Source organism: Nocardioides sp. Leaf285 (assembly GCF_001422955.1).
GTDB classification, from domain to species: domain Bacteria; phylum Actinomycetota; class Actinomycetes; order Propionibacteriales; family Nocardioidaceae; genus Nocardioides; species Nocardioides kribbensis.
The window spans coordinates 178,862-192,784 of record NZ_LMNH01000004.1 but is presented as its reverse complement, the minus strand read 5'-3'; the positions used below and the strand labels follow the sequence as shown (position 1 = coordinate 192,784).

Here is a 13,923-nt window from a genome sequence, read left to right as displayed (position 1 = left end):
GTCCGGGTCAGGGTCGGGTCAGGGCAGGGCGTAGCCGCTGTCGCCGGCCCGCACGAGCAGCCGGTCGGCCACCAGGCCGGCCAGGCACCGCTCGCGCTGCTCCGGCTCGGGCCAGGCCGCCGCCAGCGCCGAGACGTGCACCGGGCCCTCGGCGTCGCGCACGACCCCCATCAGCCGCCCGCGGCACTGCCGGTCGGTGCCGGCCCAGGCCTGCGCGCGCCGCGGCGGCCCGTCGTACGCCGGCCGCCCGGCCGCCAGCCAGGCGCACTGCGCCGCGAGCGGGCAGTCCGCGCAGGCGGGCTGGCGCGCGGTGCACACGAGCGCCCCGAGCTCCATCACCGCCACCGCCCACGTCGCCGCCGTGGCCGCGTCGTCGGGCACCACCGAGGCGGCCCGCTCCCGCTCGGCGCGGGTGAGACCGGCCGGCGGCAGCTCGTCGCCGCCGAGCACCCGCGCCAGCACGCGACGCACGTTGGTGTCGAGCACGACGTGGCGCTGGCCGAAGGCGAAGGACGCGATGGCGGCGGCGGTGTACTCGCCGACCCCGGGCAGCGTGAGCAGCACGGCGTGGTCGCGGGGCACCTCGCCGCCGTGCTCGGCGACGATGGCGGTGGCCGCGGCGTGCAGGCGCAGGGCGCGTCGCGGGTAGCCCAGGCGGCCCCAGGCGCGCACGGCCTCGCCCGTGGGCTCGGCGGCGAGGTCGCCCGGCGTCGGCCAGCGCTCCATCCACGCGGCGTGCACGGGCAGCACCCGGGCCACCGGGGTCTGCTGGAGCATCAGCTCCGAGACCATCACCGACCACGCCGACGCCTCGGGCCGACGCCACGGCAGGTCGCGGGCGTGCTCGTCGTACCACTCCAGCAGGGGGGCGTGCAGGCTGCTCATCGCCGCCATTCTCACCCGGGCCGGCGCGACCCCGGTGTGGCACCCCGACCGGACGGGCCGGGCTGGCTACGGTGACGGCCATGACGTCGCTGACCCGCGGACCGCTGCCGGCGCGCGTGTACTGGGTGCGCCGCGGCATCGTGCTCCTGCTGCTCGTGCTCCTCCTCGTGGCCCTGGTGCGGATCGTCGGCGCCCTCAGCGGCGGCGACGAGACCCCGCAGGCCGTGCAGACGGCCGCCGACCCGGCGCCGACCGCGGCGCCGACCGCGGCGCCCGAGGCCAGCCCCTCGACCGCCGCCACCGACGCCCCCACCGCGGGCGCCAGCGCAGGCCCCACCGCCGAGCCCACCCGGCGCCCCGACCGACCGCGCGCCACCCGCACCCCCGAGCCGGTGCCGGCGCAGCCCGACGGGCCGTGCGACGACGGCGAGCTCGAGGTGGTGCCGAGCGTGACCTCGGCCGTGGCCGGGGGCGAGGTGGCCATCGACGTGGCCGTGCGCTCCCTGGACTCCGAGGCGTGCACCTGGACGACCTCCGCGCGCGAGCTGACCCTCAAGATCACCTCGGGCGACGACGAGATCTGGACGACGCGCGAGTGCCGTCGGGCCGTCGTGCCGCAGGACGTCGTGGTGCGCAGCGCCGAGGCCACCACGGTGGAGGTCGTGTGGTCGGGGCGCCGCTCCGACGCCGAGTGCACCCGCGCGGCCGACTGGGCGCTGCCGGGGTGGTACCACGTCGCCGCGGCCGCGATCGGCGGCGAGCCCGCCGACGTGCAGTTCCGGCTGCTCTCGCCGGTGCAGGAGGCCGAGCAGGAGGCGCAGGACGAGGCCCGCGAGGGCGGTCGTCCTCAGACGTAGCGCTCGAGGATGGTCGACTCCGCCAGGCGCGAGAGTCCCTCCCTCACGCTGCGGGCGCGCAGCTCGCCCACGCCCTCGACGGCCTGGAGGTCGTCGATGCCGGCCGAGAGCAGCTTCTGCAGGGTGCCGAAGTGGTCGACGAGCCGGTCCACCACCGATCCCGGCAGGCGCGGCACCTTGGCCAGCAGCCGGTAGCCCCGCGGCGCCACGGCACCGTCGAGGTGCTCGCCGTTGCCCAGCCCGAGCACCCGGGCGGTGGCGGCCGGGTCGACCAGCTCCGTGGGGCTCAGCGCCTCGAGGCGCCCGAGCAGCTCCTCGGGGCTCTTGCTGCGCCGCCCGGCGGGCAGGTAGTCGCGCACGACCAGCTCGCGCTCGGCGTCGACCCCGGTGACCAGCTCCTCCAGCTGCAGCGAGAGCAGGCGGCCGTCGGTGCCGAGCTCGAGCACGTAGTCCTCGATCTCGCGGGCGATGCGGATGACCATCTCCAGGCGCTGGGCCACGACGGCCACGTCGCGCACCGTGACGAGGTCCTCGACCTCGAGCGCCGACAGGGTGCTCGACACCTCGTCGAGACGCAGCTTGTAGCGCTCCAGGGTGGCCAGCGCCTGGTTGGCCCGGGAGAGGATCTGGCCGGAGTCCTCCAGCACGTGGCGGGTCTCGCCGACGTAGGCGGCGATGATCTGCATCGACTGCGACACCGAGATCACGGGGTAGCCGGTCTGCTTGGCCACCCGGTCGGCGGTGCGGTGACGCGTGCCGGTCTCCTCCGAGGGGATCGTGTGGTCGGGCATGAGGTGGACGGCCGCGCGGATGATGCGCGTGTTGTCCTTGTCGACGATGATCGCGCCGTCCATCTTGGCCAGCTCACGCAGGCCGGTGGCGGTGAAGGGCACGTCGAGGGTGAAGCCGCCCGTGGCGATGGACTCCACGGTCTTGTCGTGGCCGAGCACGATCAGCGCGCCGGTGCGCCCGCGCAGGATCCGCTCCAGACCGTCGCGCAGGGAGGTGCCGGGAGCGATCGAGGCCAGGGTCGCGCGCAGGCGCAGGGTCTCGTCCGAGCGGTCGGCGACCACGAGGTCCTCCAGGGTGCGGGTCGGCGGCCCCGGCGGCCGCCACGAGGGAGTCTAGGCGCCCGTGCGCCCGCCCGCGCGGTCATGGCGGGGTCGTGACGCCGTTGTGACCCGCGCGGGCGCCGCCTCGGGCCCGGGCTCAGGTCTGGGGCACCCGCGGCGGGCGGACCTCGTCGCGCCCGACCAGCCGCAGCAGCCGCAGGGCGGAGGCGACGTCGGGCACGTCGAGGACCTTCATGCCGTCGACGACCCACGACTCCGGCGAGCGCCGCGCGGCCTGGCCCGGCTCGGAGGGCACGACGGCCACCCGGAAGCCCAGCCGGGCGGCCTCGGCCACCCGCTGCGGCAGGTCGCGCACCCGGCGCAGCTCACCGGCCAGGCCGATCTCGCCCATCGCCACCACCCCGGTCGGCGGCGCGACGCCGTGGCTGGCCGAGACCAGCGCGATCGCGAGGGCCAGGTCGCTGGCCGGCTCGTGGAGCCGGGCGCCGCCGACGGTGGAGGCGAAGACGTCGTGGGCGTGGAGCCTGACGCCGCAGTGCTGCTGGAGCACGGCCAGCACCATCGCCACGCGCGAGGAGTCGAGCCCCGACGTCGTACGCCGGGGACGCTCCAGCGCGGAGGGGGTCACCAGGGCCTGCACCTCGGCCAGCAGCGGGCGCCGCCCCTCCAGGGTGACGGCCACGCAGGTGCCGGCGACCTGGCCGTGGTGCTGCTCGACGAAGAGGCCAGTGGGGTCGGTGACCGCGGTGATGCCGTCGGCGGAGAGGTCGAAGCAGCCGACCTCGTCGACCGGGCCGAAGCGGTTCTTCATGGCCCGCACCATGCGGAAGCGTGAGTTGCGGTCGCCCTCGAAGTGCAGCACCACGTCGACGAGGTGCTCGAGCACCCGCGGGCCGGCGATGGAGCCGTCCTTGGTGACGTGGCCGACCAGCACGGTGGTGATGTTGCGGGTCTTCGCCACCCGGATGAGCGCGGCGGCGACCTCCTTGACCTGGGTGACCCCGCCGGGCACGCCGTCGACGCCGGAGGCGCCGATCGTCTGCACGGAGTCGACGACCAGCAGCGTCGGGCGGGTCTCCTCGATGTGGGTCAGCACCGCGCCCAGGTCGGTCTCGGCGGCGAGGTAGAGCTCGGGCTGCACCCCGCCGGTGCGGTCGGCGCGCAGCCGCACCTGCGAGGCCGACTCCTCGCCGGTGACGTAGAGCGTGCGGTGGCGCAGGCGCGCGGTCTGGGCGGCGACCTCGAGCAGCAGCGTGGACTTGCCGACGCCGGGCTCGCCGGCCAGCAGGATGGCGGCGCCGGGCACGAGGCCCCCGCCGAGGACCCGGTCGAGCTCGGGCACGCCGCTGGTGCGGAAGGAGGACTCCTCCACCGACACCTCGCCGATCGGCACGGCCGGGGTCGTGACGGGCGCCGCGGCGGCGCGGTGGACCGGCGCCGAGGCCTCGGCCACCGAGCCCCACGCCTGGCACTCGCCGCAGCGGCCGACCCACTTGCCGGTCTCCCAGCCGCACTCGGTGCAGCGGTAGCCGGGACGGGCTGCGCGGGTGGAGGTCTTGGCCATGGGGCGCACGCTAGGCGACCCCACCGACAGCGCCCGCGGCCCGGGGCCCCGCCGCCCCGCGCGCCCGGCGCGGCGGGGCCGGCGACCTCACCCCGGAGAACGGGGGACGGCGCCGCGGCGGCAAAGTTATGCTTCTGCTTGGATCGATCAAGAGCACCGGCCGCCGACGGCCGGAGCGAGCTGTCAGGAGACGCCGGTGGGGGTGCGGAACGCGTCGCGCGGGCCCGGTCGCCCTGCCGTCCCCACGGGCGCGCCGCCCACGCTGGCCGACGTGGCCGAGCGGGCCGGCGTCTCGCGCCAGACGGTCTCCAACGCGGTCAACAACCCCGACCTGCTGCGCGCCGACACCCTGCTGCGCGTGCAGCAGGCCATCGCCGAGCTGGGCTACCTGCCCAACCGGGCCGCCCGCAACCTGCGCACCCGCTCCTCCCACCTGATCGGCCTGCGCATCAGCGCCGCCCAGGAGGGCACGGCCAACGCCACCATGGACCGCTTCGTCCACTCCCTGGTCGAGACCTCCCGCGACGCGGGCTACCACGTGCTGCTCTTCGCGGGGGAGGCCGACGACCCGCTGTCGGGCTACGACGACCTGCTGCGCTCCACCGCGGTCGACGCCTTCGTCGTCACCGACACCTACCTGGGCAACCCCCAGGCGGGCTGGCTCGGGTCGCGGCGGGCGCCCTTCGTGGCCTTCGGCCGGCCGTGGGACGCCCCGGAGGCCCACCACCCCTGGGTCGACGTCGACGGGGCCGCGGGCTGCGAGCTGGCCACCCGCCACCTGCTCGAGCGCGGCCACCAGCGCGTCGCGTGGATCGGGTGGCGCAAGGACTCCCCGATCGGGGAGGACCGGCGCGAGGGCTGGCGTCGCGCCCTGCACGCGCAGGGGCTGTCCTCGGCCGGCCTCGCCGCCCGGGTCGACGACACCGTGACCAGCGGCGCGCAGGCCAGCGCGGCCCTGCTCGACGACGCCGCGCCCACCGGTTTCGTGTGCGCCTCCGACACCCTGGCGATGGGCGTGCTCCAGACCCTGGCCGCGCGCGGGCTGACCCCCGGCCGCGACGTCGCCGTCGTCGGCTTCGACGACTCCCAGGTCGCCCAGGTCGTCACCCCCGGTCTCACCTCGGTGCGCCAGCCGCTGGAGCAGGTGGCGATCGAGATCGTCTCCGCCCTGGAGGGCCTGCTCGGCCACCCGCCCCGCGTCGGCGACGGCGTCCTGCTCACCCCGACCCTCGCCGTGCGCGGCTCCAGCTGACCGCTGCGGCTAGAAGCGCTTCCACCACAGGTTGACGGCGTAGTCGACCTCGAGGCCCTCGTGCTCGCCGAGCACGGCGTCGGCCACCGGGCCCGGCAGCTCGACACGGGTGACCGCCTCGAGGTCGGCGCGGGAGGTGAAGCGCCAGCACACGTCGAGCGGCACCCGCGTCCAGCCGCGGGTCGACCAGAAGCGCTCGACGACCGCGGGCGGGTCGAGGTGCGGGTAGCCCCGGCGGAACCAGTCGCCGAAGGTGGAGCGCGTGGGGTCGTTGTCGACCACGAAGGCCGTGCCGCCGCGGGCCACCACGCGGTCGAGCTCGGCCAGTCCCGGCTCGCAGCCGGGTCCGAAGAAGTAGGCCCACCGCGCCTGCACGACGTCGACCGAGGCGTCGGGCAGCGGCACGTCCTGCGCGGTGCCCTGGAGCACGCCGACGCCGGCCAGGCGCGACGTACGCCGGCGCGCCAGCGCCACCAGGTCGGGGTGGGGCTCGACGCCCACGACGCTGCCGGCCCGCTCGGCCCACCGGGGCAGGTGGAAGCCGGTGCCGCAGCCCAGGTCGAGGAAGCGCCGCCCCGCCCAGTCGTGCAGGGACGCCATCGCGGCCTCGATGCGCCGCTCGGGGTCGACCGCGGTGTTCTCGAGCTCGTAGGTGGCGGTGTGGTGCCAGATGTTGGGGCTCGGCACCGCGCCGGGCGAGGGGCGGCTCACGAGCCGTCGCCGACCGGCGTCAGAGCCGGACGAGACCCGACGGGGTCTGCAGCTGCACCGCGATGATGCCGGGGGTGCCGTGCGGGGCGACCCACTCCACCTTGACGTCCTCGAGCGGCGCCTCGACGGTCTCGCCGAGCCACTCGCTGACGCGCTGCGGGTCACCGGCGATCTCCAGGCAGGCCAGCGCGTAGCCCTCGTCGGCGCCCTGGCTGGGGTGCAGCTCGGCGGGCACCTCCCACTGCAGGAAGAACGGCAGCTGCGGGTCGGCGATGAGGCCGTTGAGGCCGATCTGCTTCCAGCGCAGCTCGGTGCCGTCGGGGCGGTGCCGGCTGCCCTGCGCGGCCTCGCGGCCCAGGCGCTGCTCGGCGACGCTGATGTCGTCGACGGCCACGGCCCAGCCCAGCCAGCCGCCGCCGAGGGCGGAGCGGGCGCGGACGGCCTGGCCGAAGGGGGCCTTGTCGGAGGCGGGGTGGTCGAGCACCTCGACGATCTCGAGGTAGGTGCCCCCCGCCAGGGCCAGGGTCATGTTGCGGGTGCCGAAGCGGGGGTGCACACCGCCGTCGCTGAACTCGCGACCGAGCAGGCGCCCGATGCGCTGGGCGGTGCCCGCGAGTCCGTCGGGTCCGGCGGCGTAGGAGAGGTGGTCCAGGCGCATGTCAGGAATTGTGGACAACACGCCCGCAGCGCTTGACACCGGGGTCGGGTTCTCTCGACATCGAGAGTTCTTTACTCGCGGGTCCGACGCTGCGAGGGGCGGGGCGACGGGTCAGGGCGGGGGTCAGGGCGGGGGCGGGGCGCGGGTCAGGGCCGGGGGTCGGCCGGGTGCAGCGCGAGGGCGCTGCGCGAGCGCACGTGGGCCTCGCAGTGGCGCGCGAGCTCGGCGTAGGCCTCGGGGCCCATGAGGGCGGTGAGCTCGGGGGCGTGGGTGAGGTAGACCGGCTCGGGGGCGACGTGGGCCTCGGTGTTGCCCGAGCAGTACCAGTCGAGGTCGTGGCCGCCGGGGCCCCAGCCGCGGCGGTCGTACTCGCCGATCGAGACCTCGGTGACCTCGGTGCCGTCCTGGCGCTCGACCTCGCGGAAGGTGCGCCGGATCGGCAGCTGCCAGCACACGTCGGGCTTGGTCTCCAGCGGCTCGCGGCCCTCCTCCAGCGCCAGGGCGTGCAGCGCGCAGCCGGCGCCGAGGGCGGAGCCGGGCCGGTTCTGGAAGATGCAGGCGCGCTGGCCGTCGACCTCGGTGACCAGCGTCTTGCGCGCCCCCTCGTCGTCGGTCTCGACCCACACCGAGGCGTCGACGGCGCCGGGGGCGGCGTCGGGCCCGCCCGGGTGCTGCTGCCACAGCCGGCCGTCGAGGCGGGCGACGTGGCCGGCCACGCGCTCCTCGTCGCCCTCGTCGGCGAAGTGCGCCCCGAGGGTGCAGCAGCCGACGTCGGGGGCGTCGGCGTAGATGCCGGCGCAGCCCTGGCCGAAGATGCAGGTGTAGGACGAGGTCAGCCAGGTCAGGTCGCAGCGCATCACCTCGGAGGCGTCGGCGGGGTTCTCGAACTCCACCCACGCGCGGGGGAACACCAGGTCGACCTCGGGCACCCGGCGAGCCTACGGGGAGTACGTTGAGGTCATGCGTCTGGGCGTGCTCGACATCGGCTCCAACACGGGCCACCTCCTCGTCGTCGACGCCCACGGCGGGGCGGCGCCGCTGCCGGCGTACTCCTACAAGGAGCCGCTGCGCCTGGCCGAGGTGCTCGACGAGCACGGCGCGGTCTCGCAGGCCGGCATCGACGCGCTCACGGCCTTCACCGCCCAGGCCGTCGTGGTGGCCGAGGACAAGGGCTGCGAGGACATGATCGGCTTCGCCACCTCCGCGGTGCGCGACGCGGTCAACTCCGAGGCCGTGCTCGACCACGTCGAGGCCCGCACCGGTGTGCGGATCGGCGTGCTCTCGGGCGAGGACGAGGCCCGGCTCACCTTCCTGGCCGTACGCCGCTGGTTCGGCTGGTCGGCGGGCCGCCTGGTGGTCTTCGACATCGGCGGGGGGTCGCTGGAGATCGCCGGCGGTGGCGACGAGGCGCCCGACGTGGCGTGGTCGATGCCGCTGGGGGCCGCCCGGCTGGCGCGGCAGTGGTTCGGCGGTGGTCCGCCCGACGACGACGCCATCAAGAAGCTGCGCAAGCAGATCCGCGCCGACATCGCGCGCGACGCCGGCAACCTGCTGCGCGCCGGAGCCCCCGACCGGGCCGCGGCCACCTCGAAGACCTTCCGCTCCCTGGCCCGCATCTGCGGGGCCGCGCCCTCCGGCGACGGCCCGCTGGTGCCGCGGGTGCTGCCGCTGGCCGAGCTGCGCGAGTGGATCCCGCGGCTGGTCACCATGACGCCCGAGGAGCTCGCGGCCCTGCCCGGCGTCTCCCCGAGCCGCTCGCACCAGATCCTGCCCGGCGCGCTGGTGGCCGAGGCGTGCATGGACATCTTCGACCTCCAGGCCCTCGAGATCTGCCCGTGGGCGCTGCGCGAGGGCGTCATCCTCGAGCGGCTCGACCAGATCAGCGTGCTGGGCTGACCCGGGTGAGCGATCCCGTCCCCGCCCCGGCGGGCGGGCCGACCCGCGTCGGCCTGTCCACCTCGTCGGTCTACCCCGAGTCGGCCGCCCGCGGCTTCGAGCGCGCCGCCGCCCTCGGCTACGACGCCGTCGAGGTCATGGTCGCCCTCGACCGGATCACCCAGGACCCCACCGCGCTGCGCCAGCTCTCCGCGCACCACGGCGTGCCGGTGTGCTCCGTGCACGCCCCCTGCCTGCTGCTGACCCAGGCCGTGTGGGGCGCCGAGCCGTGGGCCAAGCTCCAGCGCTCGGCCGACATGGCCCACGAGCTCGGCGCGGAGGTCGTGGTGGTGCACCCGCCGTTCCGCTGGCAGAAGGACTACGCCCGCGGCTTCGTCGACGGCATCGCCGCGCTGGAGGAGTCGACCGGCATCCGCTTCGCGGTGGAGAACATGTACCCCTGGAAGGCCACCTCCAAGCGCGGCGTCGAGGTCTACCAGCCCGGCTGGGACCCCTCGGCCGAGCCCTACGCCAACACCACGATCGACCTGTCCCACGCCTCCATCGCCGGCTCCGACGTCGTCGCGATGGCCGAGCGGCTCGGCCCGCGGCTGCGCCACGTGCACCTCACCGACGGCAGCGGCTCGGCCAAGGACGAGCACCTCGTGCCGGGGCGCGGCTCCACCGGCGCCGACCGGTTCCTGCGCCACCTCGGCGCCAGCGGCTTCGCCGGCGACGTGGTGGTCGAGATCAACACCCGCCGCAGCGGCAGCGAGGAGGCCCGCGAGGCCGACCTGGCCGAGTCGCTGGCCTTCGCCCGCGAGCACCTCGCCGGCTGAGCCCGCCGGCGCGGCAGCAGCCGCGCCGATGCAGCCCGCCCTCGCCACGGGAGCCGCAGGGGCCCGTCGTAGATTGACGTCATGTCCCTGCTCCGCCAGCCGCTCCTGCTCCTCGCGCGGAGCTCCCAGGTCAAGAGGCTCGTCAGCACCATGCCGGTCTCCGCGGGCATCGTCCGCGGCTACGTGCCGGGGGAGAGCACCGACGCCGTGGTCGCGGCCACGGCGGCGCTGGTCGACGACGGCCTGACCGTCACCCTCGACCACCTGGGCGAGGACACCACCGACCGCGCCCAGGCCGGGGCCACCGTCGCGGCCTACGTCGAGGTGCTCAAGGCGCTCGCGGCGCGCGGGCTGACCCGCCACGCCGAGGTCTCGGTCAAGCTGAGCGCGATCGGGCAGTTCCTGCCCGACGACGTCGCCCCCGAGGGCGGCCACCGCCTCGCGCTGGAGAACGCCCGCACCATCTGCCGGGCCGCCCGCAACGCCGGCACGTCGGTGACCCTCGACATGGAGGACCACACCACCACCGACTCGACGCTGGCGATCCTGCGCGACCTGCGCAAGGACTTCCCCGAGACCGGTGCCGTGCTCCAGGCCTACCTCCACCGCACCGAGGACGATTGCCGCCAGCTGGCCTACGAGGGCTCGCGGGTGCGGCTGTGCAAGGGCGCCTACAACGAGCCCGAGTCGGTGGCCTACCAGGACCGCCTCGAGGTCGACCGGTCCTACGTGCGCTGCCTCAAGGTGCTCCTGGCCGGTCAGGGCTACCCCATGATCGCCACCCACGACCCCCGCATGGTCGAGATCGCCTCCTCGCTGGCCAGCCGCTTCGGGCGCCAGCCGGGCAGCTACGAGTTCCAGATGCTCTACGGCATCCGGCCCGAGGAGCAGAAGCGGCTGGCCGGCGAGGGCGAGACCGTCCGGGTCTACGTGCCCTACGGCCAGGAGTGGTACGGCTACCTGATGCGACGCCTCGCCGAGCGTCCGCAGAACCTGTCATTCTTCCTGACGTCCCTCATCTCCAAGAAGTAGCTCCGAAGGAGGCGCCGCGCATGGCGCAGACCGCACCCGCCGCCCAGACCGCGATCATCGGGGCGGGGGTGATGGGCGAGACGCTGCTCTCGGGTCTCGTGCGCGCCGGTCGCCGCGTCGACCGCCTGCTGGTGGGGGAGAAGCGCGCCGAGCGGGCCCGCGAGCTCGAGGAGCGCTACGGCGTCTCGGTGGTGGGCAACCTCGAGGCCGCCACCCGCGCCGACACCGTCGCCCTCGTGGTCAAGCCCCAGGACATGGGCGACGTGCTCGCCGAGATCGCCCCGGGGCTGCGCCCCGGGCAGCTGCTGGTCTCGCTGGCCGCGGGCATCACCACCGGCTTCATCGAGGAGCGGGTGCCCGAGGGCGTCGCCGTCGTGCGGGTCATGCCCAACACCCCGGCCCTGGTCGACGAGGGCATGGCCGGCATCTCGGCCGGCTCGCACTGCAGCGAGGCCGACCTCGCCGAGGCCGAGGCGCTCATGGGCTCGGTGGGCCGCGTGCTGCGCATCCCCGAGCGCCAGCAGGACGCCGTCACCGCCATCTCGGGCTCGGGCCCGGCCTACATCTTCTTCGTCGTGGAGTCGATGATCGAGGCCGGTGTGCACCTCGGGCTGCCGCGCAGCACCTCCACCGACCTGGTCATCCAGACCCTGGTGGGCTCGGCCAAGATGCTGCGCGAGACCGGCACCCACCCCACCGTCCTGCGCGAGCAGGTCACCTCGCCCGGCGGCACCACGGCCTCGGCGCTGCGCGAGCTGGAGCAGCACGGCGTGCGCGCGGCCTTCCTGGCCGCGATGGAGGCCGCGCGCGACCGCTCGCGCCAGCTGGCCCAGGGCCAGTGAGGTCGGGCCAGTGAGGTCGGGCCAGTGAGGTCGGACCAGTGAGGTCGGACCAGTGAGGGCGGGCCGGTGAGGGCGGGCCTGCCGTGGGCGTGGGGCACGACGCCTGCCGACCTCGCGCGGTCGCTCCCGGTCGACGCGGTGCTGCCCGAGCGCGGGGAGGGCGCAGCGGTCACGATGGACCGCGCCGTGCCGGTCGCGGCCCCGGCGCCCCTGACGTGGCGCTGGCTGTGCCAGACCGCGGTGGCGCCGTACTCCTACGACCTCGTCGACAACCTCGGCCGCCGCAGCCCGCGGAAGCTGACGCCGGGGGCCGAGCGGCTCGAGGTCGGCCAGCGGATGCTGGGGGTCTACGAGCTGCTCGCCGTCGACGAGGGCCGCTCCTGGACCGCGGTCACCACCGCCTCGGCCAGCCGCCCGCTCGGCCCGATCGGCGTGACGTACGCCGTCGTGCCCGACGACGACGCGGGCCGCGGGCCGTGCCGGCTGGTCTGCCGGATGACCGCCCGCGGGGCGACCCGCCCGCAGCGGCTGCGCGCGGCCGCCCTGGCCTGGGGCGACCTGGTGATGATGCGCAAGCAGCTGCTCACCCTGGCCGCCCTGGCCGAGCGCGACGCCCGCCGCTGAGCAGCGCGGCGTCGCGACCCCGCCCGTGGCGCGCCCTGGCAGGCTGGGGCCATGAGCGATCCCGACGTGCGGTTCTGGTTCGACCCGGTGTGCCCCTTCGCGTGGATGACCAGCCGCTGGGTGCGGCTCGTGCAGTCGCAGCGCGACTACCACGTGGAGTGGCGCTTCATCTCGCTGCGGCTGCTCAACGCCCACGTCGACTACGACGCCCACTTCCCGCCGGAGTACGAGGCCGGCCACACCGCCGGCCTGCGCATGCTGCGGCTGTGCGCGCAGGCGCGCGACGACCACGGGCCCGACGCGGTGGCCCGGCTCTACCCCGCGCTGTCGACCCGCGTCTTCGACGTCGCGCCCGACGCCTACGACCCGACCGACCTCGACGGCCTCGTGGCCGCCGCCCTCGAGGAGGCGGGTCTGCCCGCCGGGCTGGCCGCGCACCTCGACGACACCGACCGCGACGCCCAGCTCCAGGCCGAGACCGACGAGGCCCTCGCCCTCACCGGCAAGGACGTCGGCACCCCGATCCTCCACGTCGCACCGCCCGAGGGCGCCGCCTTCTTCGGCCCGGTGATCAGCCGGATGCCGAGCGAGGAGGAGGCCGGCGAGCTGTGGGACCACGTGGTCGGCCTGGCCCGCTTCCCGGGCTTCGCCGAGCTCAAGCGCAGCCTGCGCGAGAAGCCGCAGCTGCGCTCCTTCGGCGTCGAGCCGGGTGACGTGGGCGGCCAGGAGGACTGGCACGCCGGCAGCCGGCGGCAGAAGAAGTAGGGGAGCGGGCCGTGAAGGTGCTGCGCACGCCCGAGGACCGCTTCGCCGCGCTCGAGGAGGACTGGCCCACCTCCTACGCCGAGGTCAGCGACCCCGACGACCCGCCCGAGGCCGCCCTGCGGATGGCCTACGTCGACCTCGGCCCGCGCTCGGTGGAGGCGCCGGTCGCCCTGCTGCTGCACGGCGAGCCGACGTGGTCGTTCCTCTACCGCGACGTGGTCGCCGACCTCGTCGCCCGCGGCGTGCGCTGCGTCGTGCCCGACCTGGTGGGCTTCGGTCGCTCCGACAAGCCCGTGCGCGTGGCCGACCACTCCTACGCCCGTCACGTCGAGTGGGTGCGCGAGCTGGTCGTCGACGTGCTCGACCTGCACGACGTGGTGCTCGTGGGCCAGGACTGGGGCGGCCTGATCGGGCTGCGGCTGGTCGCCGAGCACCCCGAGCGCTTCGCCGCCGTGGTCGCCGCCAACACCGGGCTGCCCACCGGCGACCGCGACATGCCCGAGGTGTGGTGGGACTTCCGCCGCGCGGTCGAGCGCGCCGAGGTGCTCGACGTCGGCCGCCTGGTCGCCTCCGGCTGCGCCCGCCCCTTGCGCCCCGGCGCGCGCGAGGCCTACGACGCCCCCTTCCCCGACGAGGCCTTCAAGGCCGGGCCCCGCGCCATGCCCCTGCTCGTGCCGACCCGGCCCGACGACCCCGCGACCGCGGCCAACCGCGCGGCCTGGGAGCGGCTGGCCCGCTGGGAGCGGCCGTTCCTCACCGCCTTCAGCGACCTCGACCCCATCACCGGGGCGATGGCCCCGGTGCTGCGCCGCACGGTGCCGGGAGCGGCCGGCCTGGAGCACCCGGTGGTCACGGGCGCGGGCCACTTCCTGCAGGAGGACGACGGGCCCGCGCTGGCCGCGGCCGTCGCCACCGTGCTCGACCTCTGAGCCGCGGGCCCGGCGCG

Annotated in this window: 15 protein-coding genes; 9 read left to right on the top strand and 6 right to left on the bottom strand. The window is 75.6% G+C overall.

Annotated features, from left to right (window positions below; all coding sequences use genetic code 11):
• Nucleotides 1-18: 18 nt before the first annotated feature.
• Nucleotides 19-885: an A/G-specific adenine glycosylase gene (locus ASF47_RS15225; protein WP_056864870.1), complete on the bottom strand. Its 867-nt coding sequence runs from the start codon at nt 883-885 to the stop codon at nt 19-21.
• A gap of 80 nt (nt 886-965) precedes the next feature.
• On the opposite strand from ASF47_RS15225, the gene ASF47_RS15220 reads away from it, so the two are divergent.
• Nucleotides 966-1,742 (top strand): hypothetical protein, encoded by a 777-nt coding sequence (locus tag ASF47_RS15220; protein WP_056864869.1) that lies wholly within the window; start codon nt 966-968, stop codon nt 1,740-1,742.
• On the opposite strand, the gene disA is transcribed toward ASF47_RS15220, so the two are convergent.
• Together disA and radA are read right to left on the bottom strand one after the other, a co-directional pair.
• Nucleotides 1,733-2,815, bottom strand: coding sequence for a DNA integrity scanning diadenylate cyclase DisA (disA, locus tag ASF47_RS15215; protein ID WP_200919148.1), 1,083 nt, complete (start codon nt 2,813-2,815; stop codon nt 1,733-1,735). The two genes, ASF47_RS15220 and disA, sit on opposite strands and share 10 nt — an antisense overlap.
• 136 nt (nt 2,816-2,951) lie before the next feature.
• Nucleotides 2,952-4,379: a DNA repair protein RadA gene (gene radA / locus ASF47_RS15210; protein WP_056864868.1), complete on the bottom strand. Its 1,428-nt coding sequence runs from the start codon at nt 4,377-4,379 to the stop codon at nt 2,952-2,954.
• Nucleotides 4,380-4,650: 271 nt separating this feature from the next.
• On the opposite strand from radA, the gene ASF47_RS15205 reads away from it, so the two are divergent.
• Nucleotides 4,651-5,631 (top strand): LacI family DNA-binding transcriptional regulator, encoded by a 981-nt coding sequence (locus ASF47_RS15205; protein ID WP_228942702.1) that lies wholly within the window; start codon nt 4,651-4,653, stop codon nt 5,629-5,631.
• A 9-nt stretch (nt 5,632-5,640) separates the two neighbouring features.
• On the opposite strand, the gene ASF47_RS15200 is transcribed toward ASF47_RS15205, so the two are convergent.
• From ASF47_RS15200 to ASF47_RS15190, 3 genes are all read right to left on the bottom strand, one after another.
• On the bottom strand, nt 5,641-6,342 hold the full coding sequence (locus ASF47_RS15200; RefSeq protein WP_056864867.1) for a class I SAM-dependent methyltransferase: 702 nt from the start codon (nt 6,340-6,342) through the stop codon (nt 5,641-5,643).
• Between the two features lie 19 nt (nt 6,343-6,361).
• The gene (locus ASF47_RS15195) at nt 6,362-7,000 is read right to left on the bottom strand and encodes a VOC family protein (protein WP_056864866.1); all 639 of its coding nucleotides are present in this window, start codon (nt 6,998-7,000) and stop codon (nt 6,362-6,364) included.
• Between the two features lie 146 nt (nt 7,001-7,146).
• The gene (locus tag ASF47_RS15190) at nt 7,147-7,929 is read right to left on the bottom strand and encodes a hypothetical protein (RefSeq protein ID WP_056864865.1); all 783 of its coding nucleotides are present in this window, start codon (nt 7,927-7,929) and stop codon (nt 7,147-7,149) included.
• A 31-nt stretch (nt 7,930-7,960) separates the two neighbouring features.
• On the opposite strand from ASF47_RS15190, the gene ASF47_RS15185 reads away from it, so the two are divergent.
• The 7 genes from ASF47_RS15185 (at nt 7,961) to ASF47_RS15155 (ending at nt 13,906) form a co-directional block, all read left to right on the top strand.
• Nucleotides 7,961-8,896: a Ppx/GppA phosphatase family protein gene (locus ASF47_RS15185; RefSeq protein WP_056864864.1), complete on the top strand. Its 936-nt coding sequence runs from the start codon at nt 7,961-7,963 to the stop codon at nt 8,894-8,896.
• A 5-nt stretch (nt 8,897-8,901) separates the two neighbouring features.
• Nucleotides 8,902-9,714 carry a sugar phosphate isomerase/epimerase family protein gene (locus ASF47_RS15180; protein ID WP_056864863.1) on the top strand — a complete coding sequence of 271 codons (813 nt, stop codon included), beginning with the start codon at nt 8,902-8,904 and terminating at the stop codon, nt 9,712-9,714.
• Nucleotides 9,715-9,795: 81 nt separating this feature from the next.
• Nucleotides 9,796-10,746 carry a proline dehydrogenase family protein gene (locus ASF47_RS15175; RefSeq protein ID WP_235558770.1) on the top strand — a complete coding sequence of 317 codons (951 nt, stop codon included), beginning with the start codon at nt 9,796-9,798 and terminating at the stop codon, nt 10,744-10,746.
• A gap of 20 nt (nt 10,747-10,766) precedes the next feature.
• A complete protein-coding gene (gene proC, locus ASF47_RS15170) occupies nt 10,767-11,588 on the top strand; it encodes a pyrroline-5-carboxylate reductase (protein ID WP_056864862.1) in 822 nt (273 codons plus the stop codon).
• Between the two features lie 66 nt (nt 11,589-11,654).
• Complete coding sequence (locus ASF47_RS15165; protein WP_056864861.1) at nt 11,655-12,212, top strand: hypothetical protein; 558 nt, start codon at nt 11,655-11,657, stop codon at nt 12,210-12,212.
• A gap of 51 nt (nt 12,213-12,263) precedes the next feature.
• Nucleotides 12,264-12,977, top strand: a complete 714-nt coding sequence (locus ASF47_RS15160) for a mycothiol-dependent nitroreductase Rv2466c family protein (RefSeq protein WP_056864860.1) — start codon at nt 12,264-12,266, stop codon at nt 12,975-12,977.
• Nucleotides 12,978-12,988: 11 nt separating this feature from the next.
• A complete protein-coding gene (locus ASF47_RS15155; RefSeq protein ID WP_056864859.1) occupies nt 12,989-13,906 on the top strand; it encodes a haloalkane dehalogenase in 918 nt (305 codons plus the stop codon).
• Nucleotides 13,907-13,923: the final 17 nt, after the last annotated feature.